Origin of the sequence: Rhodococcus sp. MS16 (genome assembly GCF_013277795.1) — a bacterium.
In the GTDB taxonomy this organism is placed as follows: domain Bacteria; phylum Actinomycetota; class Actinomycetes; order Mycobacteriales; family Mycobacteriaceae; genus Rhodococcus_F; species Rhodococcus_F globerula.
On sequence record NZ_VBTM01000001.1, the window covers coordinates 78,117 to 92,317 of the forward strand.

The window sequence follows — 14,201 nt, forward strand, 5'->3', positions numbered from 1 at the left end:
GGTTGCGCAGTTGAAGATTCGTGGAGCAGTGCTCGAAGAAATCGGACGGAGCCGCCCGTACGCGTCGTCGATGCCGATCACGGTGTCGGAACTCGAACTTGATGCTCCCGGTCCCGGTGAGATCCTCGTGAGGATCGAGGCGGCCGGACTGTGTCACTCGGATCTCTCCGTCGTGGACGGCAATCGTGTTCGCCCGGTGCCGATGCTGCTGGGGCACGAAGCGGCCGGTCGGATCGAGCAGATCGGTGACGGCGTGGACGCCCTGCGGGTGGGGGATCGTGTTGTCATGACGTTCCTGCCTCGGTGCGGCGAGTGCGCCGGCTGCGCAACCGACGGCCGGATGCCGTGCACGGTGGGCAGTGCCGCAAACAACGACGGCAGTCTTCTCGGCGGTGCGCACCGACTGCAGCGCGACGGTGTGAGCGTCAAGCATCACTTGGGAGTATCCGGATTTGCCACGCACGCTGTCGTGAATGCCAAGTCGGTGGTGGCCGTCGACGACGACGTACCGGCGGATGTTGCAGCTGTGCTGGGCTGCGCAGTCCTGACGGGTGGCGGAGCGCTACTCAATGCGGCAAAACCCCGTTCCACCGACACCGTGATGGTTGTCGGTTTGGGCGGCGTCGGTATGGCAGCAATTCTGACGGCCCGAGCGTTGGGTGTCGCGACGGTCATCGGCGTCGACGCGCTCGAGTCGAAGCTGGCTCAGGCACTCGAACTGGGCGCGACCGATGTCTTCACACCGTCCGGTTTGTCCGAGAGTGGTGTGCGCGCAGACATTGTGGTGGAAGCTGCGGGCAATGCTCGCGCGTTCGAGACTGCCGTGTCCGCCACGGCTGCGGGTGGCACCACTGTCACGGTGGGACTGCCCGCGCCGGACGCGCGTTCGTCGATTTCGCCGCTCGGACTGGTCGCGGAAGCTCGGACCGTCATCGGCAGCTATCTCGGCTCGGCAGTCCCGGCGCGTGACATCCCGATCTACGCGCAATTGTGGCGCGACGGAAAGCTACCGGTCGAGAAGCTCATCTCGTCAAGAATCGAGCTGAGCGACATCAATTCGGGGATGGACGAACTGGCGGACGGGAAAGCAATCCGACAGGTCATTATTTTCGACTCAGAGCACGACTGAACAGGGATTTTGTCGGGTGAGGGCATGGCCTCTCCGGCCGAATCGAGCACGCATAGCCCTCGCAGATCGTTATCCGATGTAACGCTTCTCCCGAACTGGACGACTACTCGAATGACGTTGCGTGACGCCCCGGGGGTCGGTCGTACGTTTTCCGAAAGTGGATTGGGGAGAAAATATGCCGGTTCGTGGGTTCTTTTCACGACATCGAATACTTGCGGGCGCACTGGCGCCTGCAGCGCTCGGCGTTGCAGCGCTGGTAGCTGTGGCGGTAGCCGTGGACTCACCGCAGTCCAGCACGATCGAGACGCAACTGACGTCGTCGGTCACCGAATGCCACGACATGGTGAGCATCGCAGTTGCCGGTCGGCACGACACTCCGGACGCGAACACGGTCAAGATGCTGCTCGGTGCGGACGGTAAGCCGCTACCTGCCGCGCTGTCAGGCGATTACACGAGTGACCGCGTCGATCAGGTGATCAATCCGGCCGGTTCGGTCAACACGACCAAGCCAGGTTCGTATGCGGCCGTATATATCGCATACCCGGCAAACATGGCGTCGTACGAGGATGCCGTTGCCGCCGGCGCGGCAAACACCCAATCCGTGATGAGTGCGATCGCGAAGGAATGCCCCAAGACGCAGTTCTCGATCGTCGGGTACAGCGAGGGTGCTGACGTCGTCCGCCGTGTTGCCATGGACATCGGAAATCAGGAAAGCAACGAGTTCGGGGTAGACCCGGACAAGGTTGTCGGTGTGGTCATGCTCGCGGATGCGGGACGTGAAGAGGGAGACGGCACGTTCATCGGCGCCCAGAATCCGTTCACCAACCCGGACAATTTCGACACGAAGTACCAGAATGGCACGTCGGCGACACCCGGTCAGGGCGTCCTCCCCGACACGGCGGGCAGCTTCGGCAAGCTGAACGGCAAAGTCGCCTCGTTCTGCTCCGACGGTGACTTCACGTGCTCGGCTCCGAGCAATATTTCGCTCTTGCTCCTGGCTGCGAACGTCGGACGCCAGCTGAACATCGACGATCTCGAATCCCAGGGACTCACCCCGACCACCGGTATCAACGTTGCCGTTGTGCTCGGTCAGATCGTCTTCGAAGCATTCAACGACATTTCATCCGATCCCGATTGGATGAAGGGTGACGAGACCTTCCTCCAGGTGATGCTGAAGGTATCGGATCCGGACTACAAGCCAGGTACGGCCACCACGGTGACCACCGTGGCCGACGAAGACTCGATTACCGCCGAGAAGGTCTCTCCGCTGGCGTACCTGCCGCAGAAGCTCTTCAAGGAGATCGTCGGACTGATCGCCACCAACCAGAACACGATCCCGGTGATCATGAGTGATCCGTACCAGATGACACTCGGTCCAGACGTCGGACATCATTTCGACTACTGGCGCGACGCCGATGCCGCGAACGGCAAGCCGTTGACTTCTGCGCAGTACGCAGCAGCGTGGCTTACGTATCTCGCGCAGCAGGCCAAGGACGGTAAGCCCGTCGATACGACGGCAAAGCCCACGGCTGTAGAGCTTGCCGCTGCCGTCGACGCGTACATGGCTGACGACGCAGCCGAAGGCGATGTCGCTGCCGAAGGCACCGATAATCAGGCTCCTGCCGGAACCACAGGTTCGACGGACTCCGCCACCGCGCCGGGAACGTCGCCGGATGCTCCTGTCGCCGGATCTGTTTCCGAGACCTCAGGTGCAGTTGCAACACCGAGCGAATCGGTGGTGCCCACCACGGGCGCAGCAGTCTCGAGTGCTCCGACATCGGAGACAGCGAGTTCAAGTGCGGCCGCCACTACCACCACGACGGTGACGTCTACGACGACCACAACCAAGGCGCCGACCACGGGACAGTAGCCTCTCCCCGGCAAGCATCAGGCTGCGATCCGCATGTACATGCGGATCGCAGCCTTTTTCTATGCCACGGTTTTTCTAAGCCACCGTTTTTCTAAGCCATGGCTCTGCCCTATCGTGGAATGTACGGTCCCTTCACATGTGAATTGCGGGTCTGCCGTGCATGAACTGTCGATTGCCCAGAGTGTGGTCGATGCCGTGTGCGAGAAGGCAGGGCCGCGACGCGTATGTGGTGTCCGACTCGAAGTGGGACGACTGTGTGCAGTTGTGCCTGATTCGCTTCTCTTCTGCTTCGACGTCGTGACCGCGGGTACTCGGGCCGAAGGCGCGAGTCTGCGCATCGACGAGATCGCGACGAGCGTGCGTTGCCGGGAATGCGGCGAGGTTTTCTCACCGCCGGACATGATCTTGCTCTGCCCCTGTGGCAGCGCCGACGTCGAGATCCTCGCCGGGCGTGAACTACGGATATTGTCGATGGAAGTGAGCTGATCATGTGCGCAACGTGCGGCTGCGGTGAGGGCGCGGGGGTGCGAATCTCCGGTGAATCGGGGCACAGTCAGGATCATGAGCACCCGCACGACCACGAGCACCCGCATAGTCACGATCATTCACACAGTCACGAACATTCCCACAGCACGACCGTTGTTCTGGAACAACAGGTACTCGCCAAGAACGACGAAGTTGCCACCCGCAATCGCGAGTGGATGCGCCGGCGCCGGATTGCCGCACTCAATGTTATGAGTTCGCCGGGCGCGGGTAAGACAACGTTGCTGGTTCGCACGATCAACGACTTGCGCGGCCGATTTCCCGTTGCCGTTATCGAGGGCGACCAGGAAACTGCGCTCGATGCCGAGAGGATTCGGTCAACGGGATCTCCTGTCGTTCAGGTGAATACAGGTGCGGGCTGCCACCTGGATGCGGAAATGATCGATCGTGCCATTAACGTGAATCGCCCTCTCGACGATTCTCTTCTCTTGATCGAAAATGTGGGAAATCTAGTGTGTCCCGCACTTTTTGACCTCGGCGAGGAAGGCAAGGTTGTCCTAATTTCTACGCCGGAGGGTGCCGACAAGCCGATGAAGTATCCGCATATCTTTGCCGTCGCGGACCTCGTCATCGTCAACAAGATCGATTTGCTTCCCTATGTGGAATTTGACGTCGAGGCATGCATCCGTCAGGCAAAATCGCTGAATCCTGCTGTGCGCGTTGTTGTTTTGTCGGCAACGACGGGTGAGGGTTTGTCGCAGTGGTATGACTGGATCGATTCTCGAATGGCGCTTTCCTGAGTTGTCGTTGACAACTGATCTGCTCGGGTACTTAATGAAATGAGTGGGTGCCACGTTGCGGGTCGAATATCGGCTCGGGTGGTGTTCGATACCGGCGGCAGGAATCCGGTGGAACCAGACCCGGTGTAGCAAGTGGTGCCGTCGCACACGTGAAAGCGGCTGATATGACTACTCAGAATGCGACTGCGGACACCGCAGCAGCGAAGGCGGAAGAAACTCTCATCCATGTTCTGTGGATCAACGCCGGACTCAGTTGTGACGGCGATTCGGTGGCGTTGACCGCGGCCACGCAGCCGAGCATCGAAGAGATTGCACTCGGTGCGCTGCCCGGCTTGCCCCAGGTTGCGGTGCATTGGCCACTGATCGACTTCGAGTGTGGGCCAGAGGGCGGCGCCGACGATTTCCTGGAATGGTTCTGGAAGGCGGATCGGGGTGAACTCGATCCGTTTGTCCTTGTTGTCGAAGGGTCGATCCCGAACGAGAAACTGCACGACGAGGGCTACTGGTGCGGTTTCGGCAACAACCGCGAGACGGGGCAACCGGTCACGACCAGTGAGTGGCTGGACAGGCTGACCCCCAAAGCGACTGCGGTTGTTGCTGTCGGCACGTGCGCGACGTACGGCGGAATTCACGCCATGGCGGGAAATCCGACCGGCGCGATGGGCGTACCGGACTATCTGGGATGGACGTGGAAATCCAAGGCCGGTATCCCGATCGTCTGTGTGCCGGGATGCCCGATCCAACCGGACAATCTGTCGGAGACCCTGACCTATCTGTTGTACATGGCAACTGATCAAGCGCCGATGATTCCACTGGACGAATCGCTGCGACCACAATGGCTGTTCGGCGCGACGGTGCACGAGGGCTGTGATCGCGGTGGCTACTACGAGCAAGGAGAGTTTGCCACCGAATACGGTTCGCCCAAGTGCATCGTGAAACTGGGCTGTTGGGGTCCGGTCGTGAAATGCAATGTGCCAAAACGTGGTTGGATCAACGGAGTGGGTGGATGCCCCAACGTTGGCGGCATCTGCATCGGGTGCACCATGCCGGGGTTCCCGGACAAATTCATGCCATTCATGGACGAACCACCCGGCGGCAAGCTTTCGTCCACCGCTGTGGGTATGTACGGCAGCGTGATTCACAGTCTGCGCCGGATCACTGGTCACACCTTGGACAAGGAACCGCATTGGCGCGAACGGGGTTCGAAGTTGCTCACCGGCGCCACTCGCACGTGGTGAACAACTCGAGATACATCGAAACTGGGAGGCACTGACATGACGGCCATCGTTCCCGAACCCACCTCTACCGCGGATCGTGACGGTCTGGTGGAGATGGCGTGGGATCCCATCACCCGCATCGTCGGAAGTCTGGGCATCTACACCAAGATCGACTTCGCGAACCGGGAAGTTGTGGAATGCCACAGTACGTCGTCGATCTTCCGCGGCTATTCCCTGTTCATGAAAGGGAAGGATCCGCGCGACGCGCATTTCATCACCAGTCGCATCTGCGGTATTTGTGGAGACAACCACGCGACGTGCTCGTGCTACACCCAGAACATGGCGTATGGCGTAAAACCACCGCATCTGGGCGAGTGGATAGTCAATCTCGGTGAAGCCGCAGAATACATGTTCGACCACAACATCTTTCAAGAGAATCTTGTTGCGGTCGACTACTGCGAGAAGATGGTGTCCGAGACCAATCCCGGTGTCCTGGCGCAGGCGGAGAACACCCGCTGCCGGCACGAGGATCAGCACGGCTACCGCACCATCGCCGACATCATGCGCACTCTCAATCCCTTCACCGGTGAGTTCTATCGTGAGGCCCTTCAGGTTTCACGCTCGACCCGTGAGATGTTCTGCCTGATGGAGGGCCGTCACGTCCACCCGTCGACGCTCTACCCGGGCGGCGTCGGAACAGTGGCCACCATCGAACTGATGACCGACTACATGACGCGGTTGATGCGCTACGTCGAGTTCATGAAGAAGGTCGTGCCCATGCACGACGATCTGTTCGACTTCTTCTACGAAGCCCTGCCCGGCTACGAGAAGGTAGGTCTGCGTCGGACTCTCCTTGGATGCTGGGGGTCGTTCCAGGACCCGGAATACTGCAATTTCGAGTACAAGGACATGACCGAGTGGGGACGCAAGATGTTCGTGACCCCCGGGATTGTGGTCGATGGCAAACTGATCACGACCGATCTGGTCGATATCAATCTCGGTATCCGAATCATGCTGGGCTCTTCGTATTACGAGGATTGGAAAGACCAGGAGATGTTTGTCGAGACCGACCCTCTCGGTAACGCGGTGGATCGGCGTCACCCCTGGAATCAGCACACCAACCCTCATCCGCAGAAGCGTGATCTGGAGGACAAGTACAGCTGGGTGATGTCGCCTCGATGGTTCGACGGCAAAGACAATCTTGCTCTCGATACCGGCGGCGGCGCACTCGCCCGCTTGTGGAGCACGGCGCTGGCGGAGTTGGTCGACATCGGCTACGTCAAGTCCACCGGACACAGCGTGCAGATCAATCTGCCCAAGACAGCGCTGAAGGGGCCGGTCACACTCGAGTGGCACATCCCCGAACACGGGAGCAACACGCTCGAAAGGAACCGTGCACGTACGTATTTCCAGGCATACGCGGCCGCATCGGCGTTACATTTTGCGGAGAAGGCTTTGGTGGAGATTCGCGCCGGCCGGACCAAGACGTGGGAATCGTTCGAAGTTCCGGACGAGGGTATCGGCTGCGGCTTCACCGAAGCCGTCCGCGGAGTTCTTTCCCACCACATGGTGATTCGGGACGGCAAGATTGCGAACTACCACCCGTACCCGCCAACTCCGTGGAACGCGAGCCCGCGTGACAGCTACGGCACTCCCGGGCCGTACGAGGATGCGGTGCAAGGTCAGCCGATCTTCGAGGAGAACGATCGGGACAATTTCAAGGGTATCGACATCATGCGCACAGTCCGCAGTTTCGACCCGTGCCTGCCGTGTGGCGTACACATGTATCTCGGTGGCGGTAAGACCATCGAGAAACTGCATTCGCCGACACAATCCGTGACGGGGGAGTAGCCCGTGGTGCACGGTGACAGGGAGCACGGTGACCGGGAGCGCGGTGAGAACGCGAGCGGTGCACCGCCTGGTGACTACTGGCGTGGAGCGGGCGAACGCATCGAAACTCTGTTGCAGGCCAGCGCAGGGGGCGGACCGGTAGCACGTGATCGTGCAGAGCAGCTGGTGCGTGAAGTAGTGCAACTCTACGGCGCAGCTCTCGAACGCACTGTGCACCTTGCGGATTCCGCGATGGTAGATGAGATGACCCGTGACGACCTGATCTCGAGCCTTCTGCTCGTGCATGGCCTACATCCGCACGACGTGGAAACCCGCATACGTACGGCGCTGGACAGTGTGCGCCCGTACCTCGGGTCGCACGGCGGCGACGTCGAATTGATCGAGGTGACCGATGGTGTGGTGCGGTTGCGGCTGCTCGGCAGCTGCAACAGTTGTCCGTCGTCGTCCGTCACGCTCGAATCAGCCGTGCAGGACGCCGTGACGGCTGCGGCGCCCGAGACGAGCGGCATCGAGGTCGAGACCCCAACCGAACATGAGCCCAAAGCTGGTGTGATCTCGGCGCAGTCGCTGTTCTCGCACATCCACCACGACGCCGCCGGCCACTGGATCGGTGTGCCGGAGTTCGCCGAGGTCGGCGAAGGTGAGGTGGCAGGTTTTTGCGTCGAAGGCGCAGATCTGTTGGTATGCAGGCTCGGCGACACCCTGTACGCCTACCGCGATCACTGTCCGGTCTGTGATCGCTCGATGGCGGGGGCGATGCTGGAGCGAATGATGGGGCGACCCGCACGTAGCGGCGTGGTGCTGACCTGTCCGAACTGCGGCACTCACTACGACGTCCGAACTGCAGGCGCGCGCGTCGATGCCCGTGCCGGTGTTGATGCCGGGGCGGAACATCTTGCGCCCCTGCCGCTTCTGCCTCGCGACGGGATCCTGTCGGTGGCAGTGCCTGGCAGCGCTGCACCGGGAAGTTCAGCAGCTGACGTTCAGGTATCGGTGATGTAGTGGCAAAATCCACTGTGGGAGAGGTTCTCACGAGAATAGCGTCGGCGCGATCGGTACCAACCGGTCCGCGATGCGAGATGTGCGCGGTCGGCATCGGCGAGGACCATCAGCACGTCGTCGATGTCTCGGTGCGCGCCCTGATGTGCGTCTGTCGACCGTGTTACCTGCTTTTTGCCCCGGTGGACGCTGATCTGCGGTACAAGGCAGTTCCGGATCGATACGAGGAACTCGACGATTTCGAGCTGGGCCCTGGTCGATGGGAATCGCTGGAAATTCCGGTGAATCTGGCGTTCTTCTTCCGCAATTCCGTGTTGGACAAATTCATCGCGTTTTATCCCGGTCCGGCGGGGGCCACGGAATCCGAGCTACCCATCGATGCTTTCGAGGCGGTGCTGCGGGAGAATCCTCGAACGAGCACGATGCGAGCAGACGTCGAGGCCTTGATCGTTCACGTTGTTCCGGGCGAGGTGGCTCCCCGATGTTTCATTGTGCCGATCGACGCCTGTTACGAGTTGGTAGGGCGATTGCGGAAGGTGTGGCGCGGTTTCGACGGCGGCCAGGATGCGCACACCGAGATCGCGGAGTTCTTCCACAGAGTCGAGGAACGGTCGCGATGACCGCCTTGGAGTTCTCCGTCGTGGACATCATGGTCGACCCGTACGCGGTGACCCCCAATCTCGTAGTGAAACTGAAGATTTCGGAGTCCACCGGAACACCTGTCCGGGCGCTGGCCGTGCGAGCACAGGTTCGGATCGAACCACACCGACGGCCGTACTCCGCATCTGAAGAAGACGCGCTGCTCGATTTGTTCGGTCGGCGTGAACGTTGGTCGAGTACGCTACGAACCTTCCTCTGGATGGAATGCTCGACGGTGGTCCAGGGGTTCTCAGGAGTCACGGTCGCCGATCTTCCTATGCCGTGTACGTACGACGTCGCGGTGACCGCATCCAAGTACATGCATGCCCTGCAGGACGGCACGGTGCCGGTAGTCGTGCTACTGAGCGGCACCGTCTTCACCGACGGCAGTCGCGGATTCTCGGTCGAGCAAATTCCGTGGGACAGATCGGCGTCGTACGAGATGCCGGTGGCCACGTGGAAGCACATGATCGAGACGCATTACCCGGGTTCGGGTTGGGTACGCCTCGATCATGACACCATTGCCGAACTCACCCGGTTCAAAGCCACACACGGTTACACCGACTTGGAATCCACGGTCGGCGCGCTCTTGGCGGGGATCGAGGTGCCGCAATGACACACGCGGGTGTCGACCATGACGTTCGAGCCGTAGCCGACGCGATCCTGTACGAGGGGTACCTGCTCTACCCGTACCGGGCGAACTCGGGAAAGAACCAGTCACGCTGGCAGTTCGGTGTGCTCGGTCCACCGGGGGCATCAGAGTTGGGTGTCGGTGAGCAATCAGGGATGTCGGCCCAAGCCGTCGTGGCCGCGGATGCCGGCGATCTGCGTGTCACGTTGCGGTTTCTCCACCTTCAGCGCCGAACAGTCCAACGACGTATCGATCCGGACGGCTGGGAGTCAGTGCATCACGTGACTTCCGGTGACCACGAATGGATTTCGTGGGACGAAGCAAGTGAATGTGAGATCGAGTCGGGTCCGCACCGGCTCACGGACCTTGGCGAAGGGCGAAGCCTGGCTTTCGAGGTTCCGGCCTTTTCGGAGATCGAACCGATCCTGGATGCGACCGGCGCATCTATCGGTCGCATTGTGCGCACCCGGGCTGCGCTGTCCGGACTCGTTGATCTTCGGGCTGCGTCGGGGAGGCCTGATCAGGTTGTGTTGTCGATGGATGTTCGAAACACCACCGCGATCGTGGCCGTCGACAAGCATTCGGCGCCGGCGTATTCCATGCTCGGGGCGCATGTGATCATGCAGTGCGATACGCCGTCGTTCGTCTCACTTTTCAGCGTGAATGACGAGCAGACACACGAATACCCGTTGATTCAAGATCGGTGCTATCCGGTGTTGGCCGGTACCCCGAATCCAGCGTTGCCGGACCGCTCGACCACGGTTCTGGTATCGCCGATCATTCTGTACGACTTTCCTGTGATCGCGGGGCAAAGTGAAGGATCGCTGTTCGATTCCACCGAAATCGACGAGATCCTGTCGCTGCGCATTCTGACGATGACGGACGAGGAGAAAGCGCAGGCGCGGGCGACAGATCCGAAAGCCGCCGAGATCATCGATCGTTGTGAGGCCCTGACACCCGAAGGGTTTGCCGACCTTCACGGAGTGCTTCGTGATCCTCATGCCGGGCAGGAAGACGCGCAGGGAAACTCGGCTCCCATGCTTCCCGAAGTGCCAGACGGTGTCGACTGGTGGTCGCCCGAGGCCGATACGAGGGTGTCGCCGCGAATCGACGGCATCTTGGTGGGCGGTGTGCGGATAGCCGGGGGAAGCACCGTACGCGTGCATCCGTCGCGGCGGGCCGACGCTCAGGACCTGTTTTTCGACGGCAAGCTCGCTCGCGTTGCCACCATCCACGAAGACGTGGACGGCGACATTCACGTAGGGGTGACGCTGCTCGACGATCCCGCGGCCGACCTGCACAACTGGTACGGCCGCTATCTGTATTTTGCTCCGGACGAGGTGGAACCGGTGCCCGGAGCGCAGACGCAGAGCAATCGAGAGGAGAACACACTATGAGGGGCATGGGAATGCTGTCGACGGTACTTCTCGGCGCAACAGCGATCGCTGCGGCCGTCGTGTTGGTGGTGTCGATGCCGGATATTCAACGGTATCTACGGATGCGAAAGATGTAGTCACGCATGCGCGTTCTGGTTGCGGGTGTCGGGAATATCTTTCTCGGCGACGACGGGTTCGGGCCCGAAGTCGTGCGGGTGCTGCAACAGGAGCAACTGCCGGCGGGAGTGCAGTTGGTGGACTACGGAATTCGAGGGGTGCACCTGGCCTACGACCTTCTGGAAGCGTGGGAGGCCTTGGTGCTGATCGACGCGCTGCCGCCGAGCGGGAAACCCGGCGCGGTCGAGGTATTCGAGCTGGAGGCCGAAAGGGATGACAGCACGGCAAGGTTCGACGCGCATTCGTTGGATCCGAACTCCGTGTTCTCCAGTCTGCGGGCGCTCGGTGGAACAGCGCCGCGAACGTTTGTCGTTGGTGCGCACGTCGAATCGGTGGACGAGGGGATCGGATTGACACCACAGGTTCAGGCTGCCGTGACCGGTGCCGCGTCAGTTGTTATCGGCCTTGTCAGGTCGATGGCGGCGGACGCCGCAACCGCTGATCAGGGGGCATGACCATGTGCCTGGGTATCCCTGGACGCGTCGTGGCGCTGCTCGACGGATACGGCGGACAACTGGCGCTCGTCGATGTGGAAGGTGCGGCGCGCAAGGTGAATATCGGGATGCTCGATGAGAATACCGTCGGCGCTGGTGACTGGGTTGTCATCCATATGGGCTTTGCCGTCGAGAAGGTGGACGCGACCGGCGCTGCCGAGGCGCTTGCGGGTTTGGAGCTGATGGGTCGATCACGCCCCGAGGTCGAGGGCGAGGGTGGGGGCGAGCCATGATCACCGCCATCCGACTTCATGTTCAGGGGGTGGTGCAGGGAGTCGGATTCAGACCGTTCGTGTATTCACTCGCAACCGAATTGGGGCTGACGGGCACGGTGGGCAACTCGCCGCGAGGAGTGGTGATCGACCTCGAGGGCGAGGATCTATCGCTCGCGGAGTTCGCGACAGTACTGCGGGTGCGCCAGCCGCCGTTGGCCAGGATCGACTCGGTGGAGTGCGTGCCTGCTCAGGCGTGTGGGCGGGCCGGGTTTCGGATCGTGGACACGGACACGACGACTGCAGGGCGGACGTTGGCACCGCCTGATGTTGCGACCTGCGACGATTGCCTGCGCGAGATGGCCGACCCGGGGAACAGGCGGTATCGGCATCCGTTCATCACGTGCACCAACTGTGGTCCACGGTTCACGATCATCGAGGAACTTCCGTACGACCGGGCAGCGACAACGATGCGCGGGTTTCCGATGTGCTCGGAATGCGCGGCCGAGTACGCCGATCCACGTAATCGTCGCTTTCATGCGCAGCCGATTGCGTGTCCGCAGTGTGGCCCGACCCTGACCTTCGTCGATACAGACGCAGATGCTGCTGCCGTGCCCGTGAACGGCGAAGATGCCGTACACCGGGCGCGAGAGTTTTTGCGCGACGGCAAGATTGTTGCAGTCAAAGGCATCGGGGGGTATCACCTGGCGTGCGATGCCCGAAACGAGTCGGCAGTACAGGAACTACGAGCTCGTAAGCGCCGCCGCGGTAAGCCGCTTGCCGTGATGGTGCGAGATATCAACGGTGCGTACGCGGTGGGACGGGTCAACGAGACGCAGTCGCGGGCGCTGACCGAATGCTCGCGTCCGATCGTGTTGGTGGACAAGGCGTCGAAGTACGACCTTGCGCCTTCGGTCGCGCCGGGAATCCCGGATATCGGAATTATGCTGGCGTACAACCCGATCCAGAACCTCCTGCTCGGTCTTCCCGGTGATGCGGTTGGGCCGACAGCGCTGGTGATGACGTCGGCGAACCTCGGTGGTGAACCAATCCTGTTCCGCGGCACTGATCTGGAAAGAGTGTCCGCGCTGGCAGACAGTGTCCTGACCCACGATCGCCCGATTCGGGTGCCGTGCGACGATTCCGTCCAGCGTGTAGTCGACGGCCGCCGAGTGATGCTTCGCCGTTCCCGCGGATATGCACCTTTGCCGATCGAACTGCCATTGGACGTCGCACCGATTCTGGCGGTGGGCGCAGATCTGAAGAACACCTTCGTGATTGCCGACGGAACGTCCGCCTGGCCGAGTCAACATATCGGAGACATGGGTGATGTTGCCGTGTTGGACGGGTTCGCGGCGGCCCGGACACACTTCGAATCGATTACCGGCGTCACCCCGAGTCAGGTTGTGTGCGACGAACATCCCCGGTACCACTCGTCGGCGTGGGCCAGAAGGCATGCGGCGGGACGGCCGGTGCGCACTGTGGCACACCATCACGCGCATATCGCTGCGGTGATGGGTGAGAACGGCTGTGACGGCTCCGAACCGGTTATCGGAATGGCCTTCGACGGAACGGGCTACGGAGCGGACGGAGCGGTGTGGGGCGGGGAGATGCTGCTCGCCACGTACAAAGGTTTCCGTCGTCTAGCGCATCTCGGGTACGTAGCGCTGCCGGGCGGTGACGCCGGCGTGGAACGTCCGTACCGCATGGCGATGTCGCACCTGCGATCGGCGGGAATCGGCTGGGACAGTGAGCTTCCACCAGTTGCAGCGTGTCCGGTTCGTGAACGCTCCGTCCTCGGTCATCAGTTGGAGACGGGATTCGGCTGTGTGGAGACTTCCAGTATGGGGCGGCTTTTCGATGCCGTTGCCGCACTTGCCGGTGTCCGCCAAGGTGTGGAGTACGAGGCTCAGGCAGCAATCGAATTGGAAGGCATATCCCGGGGAATCGACTGCGGCAGTGAGTACTACGTGTTCGGTGAACGCGAAGATGCCGGCGGGTCGTGGATCGCCGATCCCGGTCCGGTCATACGTTGCGTGGTTGACGACTTACGGAACGGTGTGTCGGCAGGTGTGATCGGTGCGCGCTTCCACGAGAGTGTTGCGCGTTTGGTAGTGACCTGGGCGCAGGCAGCGCGCGCCGCAGCCGGCGTCGACGACGTTGCCTTGAGTGGCGGTGTCTTCCAGAATCCGTTACTCCTGGCGCGGGCGCGGGTACTGCTGTCAGACGCTGGATTCCGCCCGCTGACGCACCACGAGTTACCGCCGAACGACGGTGGTCTTGCGTACGGCCAAGTGCTGGTCGGGAGTTCGCGATGAAGTCA

Annotated in this window: 13 protein-coding genes; all 13 read left to right on the top strand. The window is 61.4% G+C overall.

Features of this window, described 5'->3' with window-relative positions; translation table 11 throughout:
• Window positions 1-10: 10 nt before the first annotated feature.
• Window positions 11-1,129 carry an alcohol dehydrogenase catalytic domain-containing protein gene (locus tag FEZ60_RS00385; RefSeq protein WP_095886024.1) on the top strand — a complete coding sequence of 373 codons (1,119 nt, stop codon included), beginning with the start codon at window positions 11-13 and terminating at the stop codon, window positions 1,127-1,129.
• A 175-nt stretch (window positions 1,130-1,304) separates the two neighbouring features.
• Window positions 1,305-2,999, top strand: a complete 1,695-nt coding sequence (locus FEZ60_RS00390) for a cutinase family protein (RefSeq protein WP_033234898.1) — start codon at window positions 1,305-1,307, stop codon at window positions 2,997-2,999.
• Between the two features lie 156 nt (window positions 3,000-3,155).
• Window positions 3,156-3,485, top strand: coding sequence for a hydrogenase maturation nickel metallochaperone HypA (locus FEZ60_RS00395; RefSeq protein WP_172935313.1), 330 nt, complete (start codon window positions 3,156-3,158; stop codon window positions 3,483-3,485).
• 2 nt (window positions 3,486-3,487) lie between these two features.
• Entirely contained in the window at window positions 3,488-4,282 is a 795-nt protein-coding gene (gene hypB / locus FEZ60_RS00400; protein WP_045067305.1) for a hydrogenase nickel incorporation protein HypB, read from the top strand.
• 164 nt (window positions 4,283-4,446) lie between these two features.
• Window positions 4,447-5,520, top strand: a complete 1,074-nt coding sequence (locus FEZ60_RS00405; protein ID WP_033234895.1) for a hydrogenase expression protein HypE — start codon at window positions 4,447-4,449, stop codon at window positions 5,518-5,520.
• A gap of 36 nt (window positions 5,521-5,556) precedes the next feature.
• Window positions 5,557-7,350 carry a nickel-dependent hydrogenase large subunit gene (locus tag FEZ60_RS00410; RefSeq protein ID WP_172935314.1) on the top strand — a complete coding sequence of 598 codons (1,794 nt, stop codon included), beginning with the start codon at window positions 5,557-5,559 and terminating at the stop codon, window positions 7,348-7,350.
• A 111-nt stretch (window positions 7,351-7,461) separates the two neighbouring features.
• Entirely contained in the window at window positions 7,462-8,352 is an 891-nt protein-coding gene (locus FEZ60_RS00415; protein ID WP_172935603.1) for a NifU family protein, read from the top strand.
• Between the two features lie 14 nt (window positions 8,353-8,366).
• Entirely contained in the window at window positions 8,367-8,969 is a 603-nt protein-coding gene (locus tag FEZ60_RS00420; RefSeq protein WP_084702856.1) for a DUF5947 family protein, read from the top strand.
• Window positions 8,966-9,604 (top strand): DUF6084 family protein, encoded by a 639-nt coding sequence (locus tag FEZ60_RS00425; RefSeq protein WP_045067309.1) that lies wholly within the window; start codon window positions 8,966-8,968, stop codon window positions 9,602-9,604. Before FEZ60_RS00420 ends, FEZ60_RS00425 begins: the two co-directional genes overlap by 4 nt.
• The gene (locus FEZ60_RS00430; protein ID WP_095886027.1) at window positions 9,601-11,016 is read left to right on the top strand and encodes a hypothetical protein; all 1,416 of its coding nucleotides are present in this window, start codon (window positions 9,601-9,603) and stop codon (window positions 11,014-11,016) included. The genes FEZ60_RS00425 and FEZ60_RS00430 overlap by 4 nt, the downstream gene beginning before the upstream one ends.
• Window positions 11,017-11,138: 122 nt before the next feature.
• A complete protein-coding gene (locus tag FEZ60_RS00435; protein ID WP_045067313.1) occupies window positions 11,139-11,627 on the top strand; it encodes a hydrogenase maturation protease in 489 nt (162 codons plus the stop codon).
• A 2-nt stretch (window positions 11,628-11,629) separates the two neighbouring features.
• Complete coding sequence (locus FEZ60_RS00440) at window positions 11,630-11,899, top strand: HypC/HybG/HupF family hydrogenase formation chaperone (protein ID WP_033235014.1); 270 nt, start codon at window positions 11,630-11,632, stop codon at window positions 11,897-11,899.
• Complete coding sequence (gene hypF, locus FEZ60_RS00445) at window positions 11,896-14,196, top strand: carbamoyltransferase HypF (protein ID WP_172935315.1); 2,301 nt, start codon at window positions 11,896-11,898, stop codon at window positions 14,194-14,196. The genes FEZ60_RS00440 and hypF overlap by 4 nt, the downstream gene beginning before the upstream one ends.
• The last annotated feature ends 5 nt before the right edge of the window (window positions 14,197-14,201 follow it).

Bases quoted from the DNA above. Each gene is read 5' to 3' on its own strand.
- FEZ60_RS00390 (WP_033234898.1), top strand. From the start codon at position 1,305: ATGCCGGTTCGTGGGTTCTTTTCACGACATCGAATACTTGCGGGCGCA.
- hypB (WP_045067305.1), top strand. From the start codon at position 3,488: ATGTGCGCAACGTGCGGCTGCGGTGAGGGCGCGGGGGTGCGAATCTCC.
- FEZ60_RS00405 (WP_033234895.1), top strand. From the start codon at position 4,447: ATGACTACTCAGAATGCGACTGCGGACACCGCAGCAGCGAAGGCGGAA.
- FEZ60_RS00410 (WP_172935314.1), top strand. From the start codon at position 5,557: ATGACGGCCATCGTTCCCGAACCCACCTCTACCGCGGATCGTGACGGT.
- FEZ60_RS00425 (WP_045067309.1), top strand. From the start codon at position 8,966: ATGACCGCCTTGGAGTTCTCCGTCGTGGACATCATGGTCGACCCGTAC.
- FEZ60_RS00430 (WP_095886027.1), top strand. From the start codon at position 9,601: ATGACACACGCGGGTGTCGACCATGACGTTCGAGCCGTAGCCGACGCG.
- FEZ60_RS00435 (WP_045067313.1), top strand. From the start codon at position 11,139: ATGCGCGTTCTGGTTGCGGGTGTCGGGAATATCTTTCTCGGCGACGAC.
- FEZ60_RS00440 (WP_033235014.1), top strand. From the start codon at position 11,630: ATGTGCCTGGGTATCCCTGGACGCGTCGTGGCGCTGCTCGACGGATAC.
- hypF (WP_172935315.1), top strand. From the start codon at position 11,896: ATGATCACCGCCATCCGACTTCATGTTCAGGGGGTGGTGCAGGGAGTC.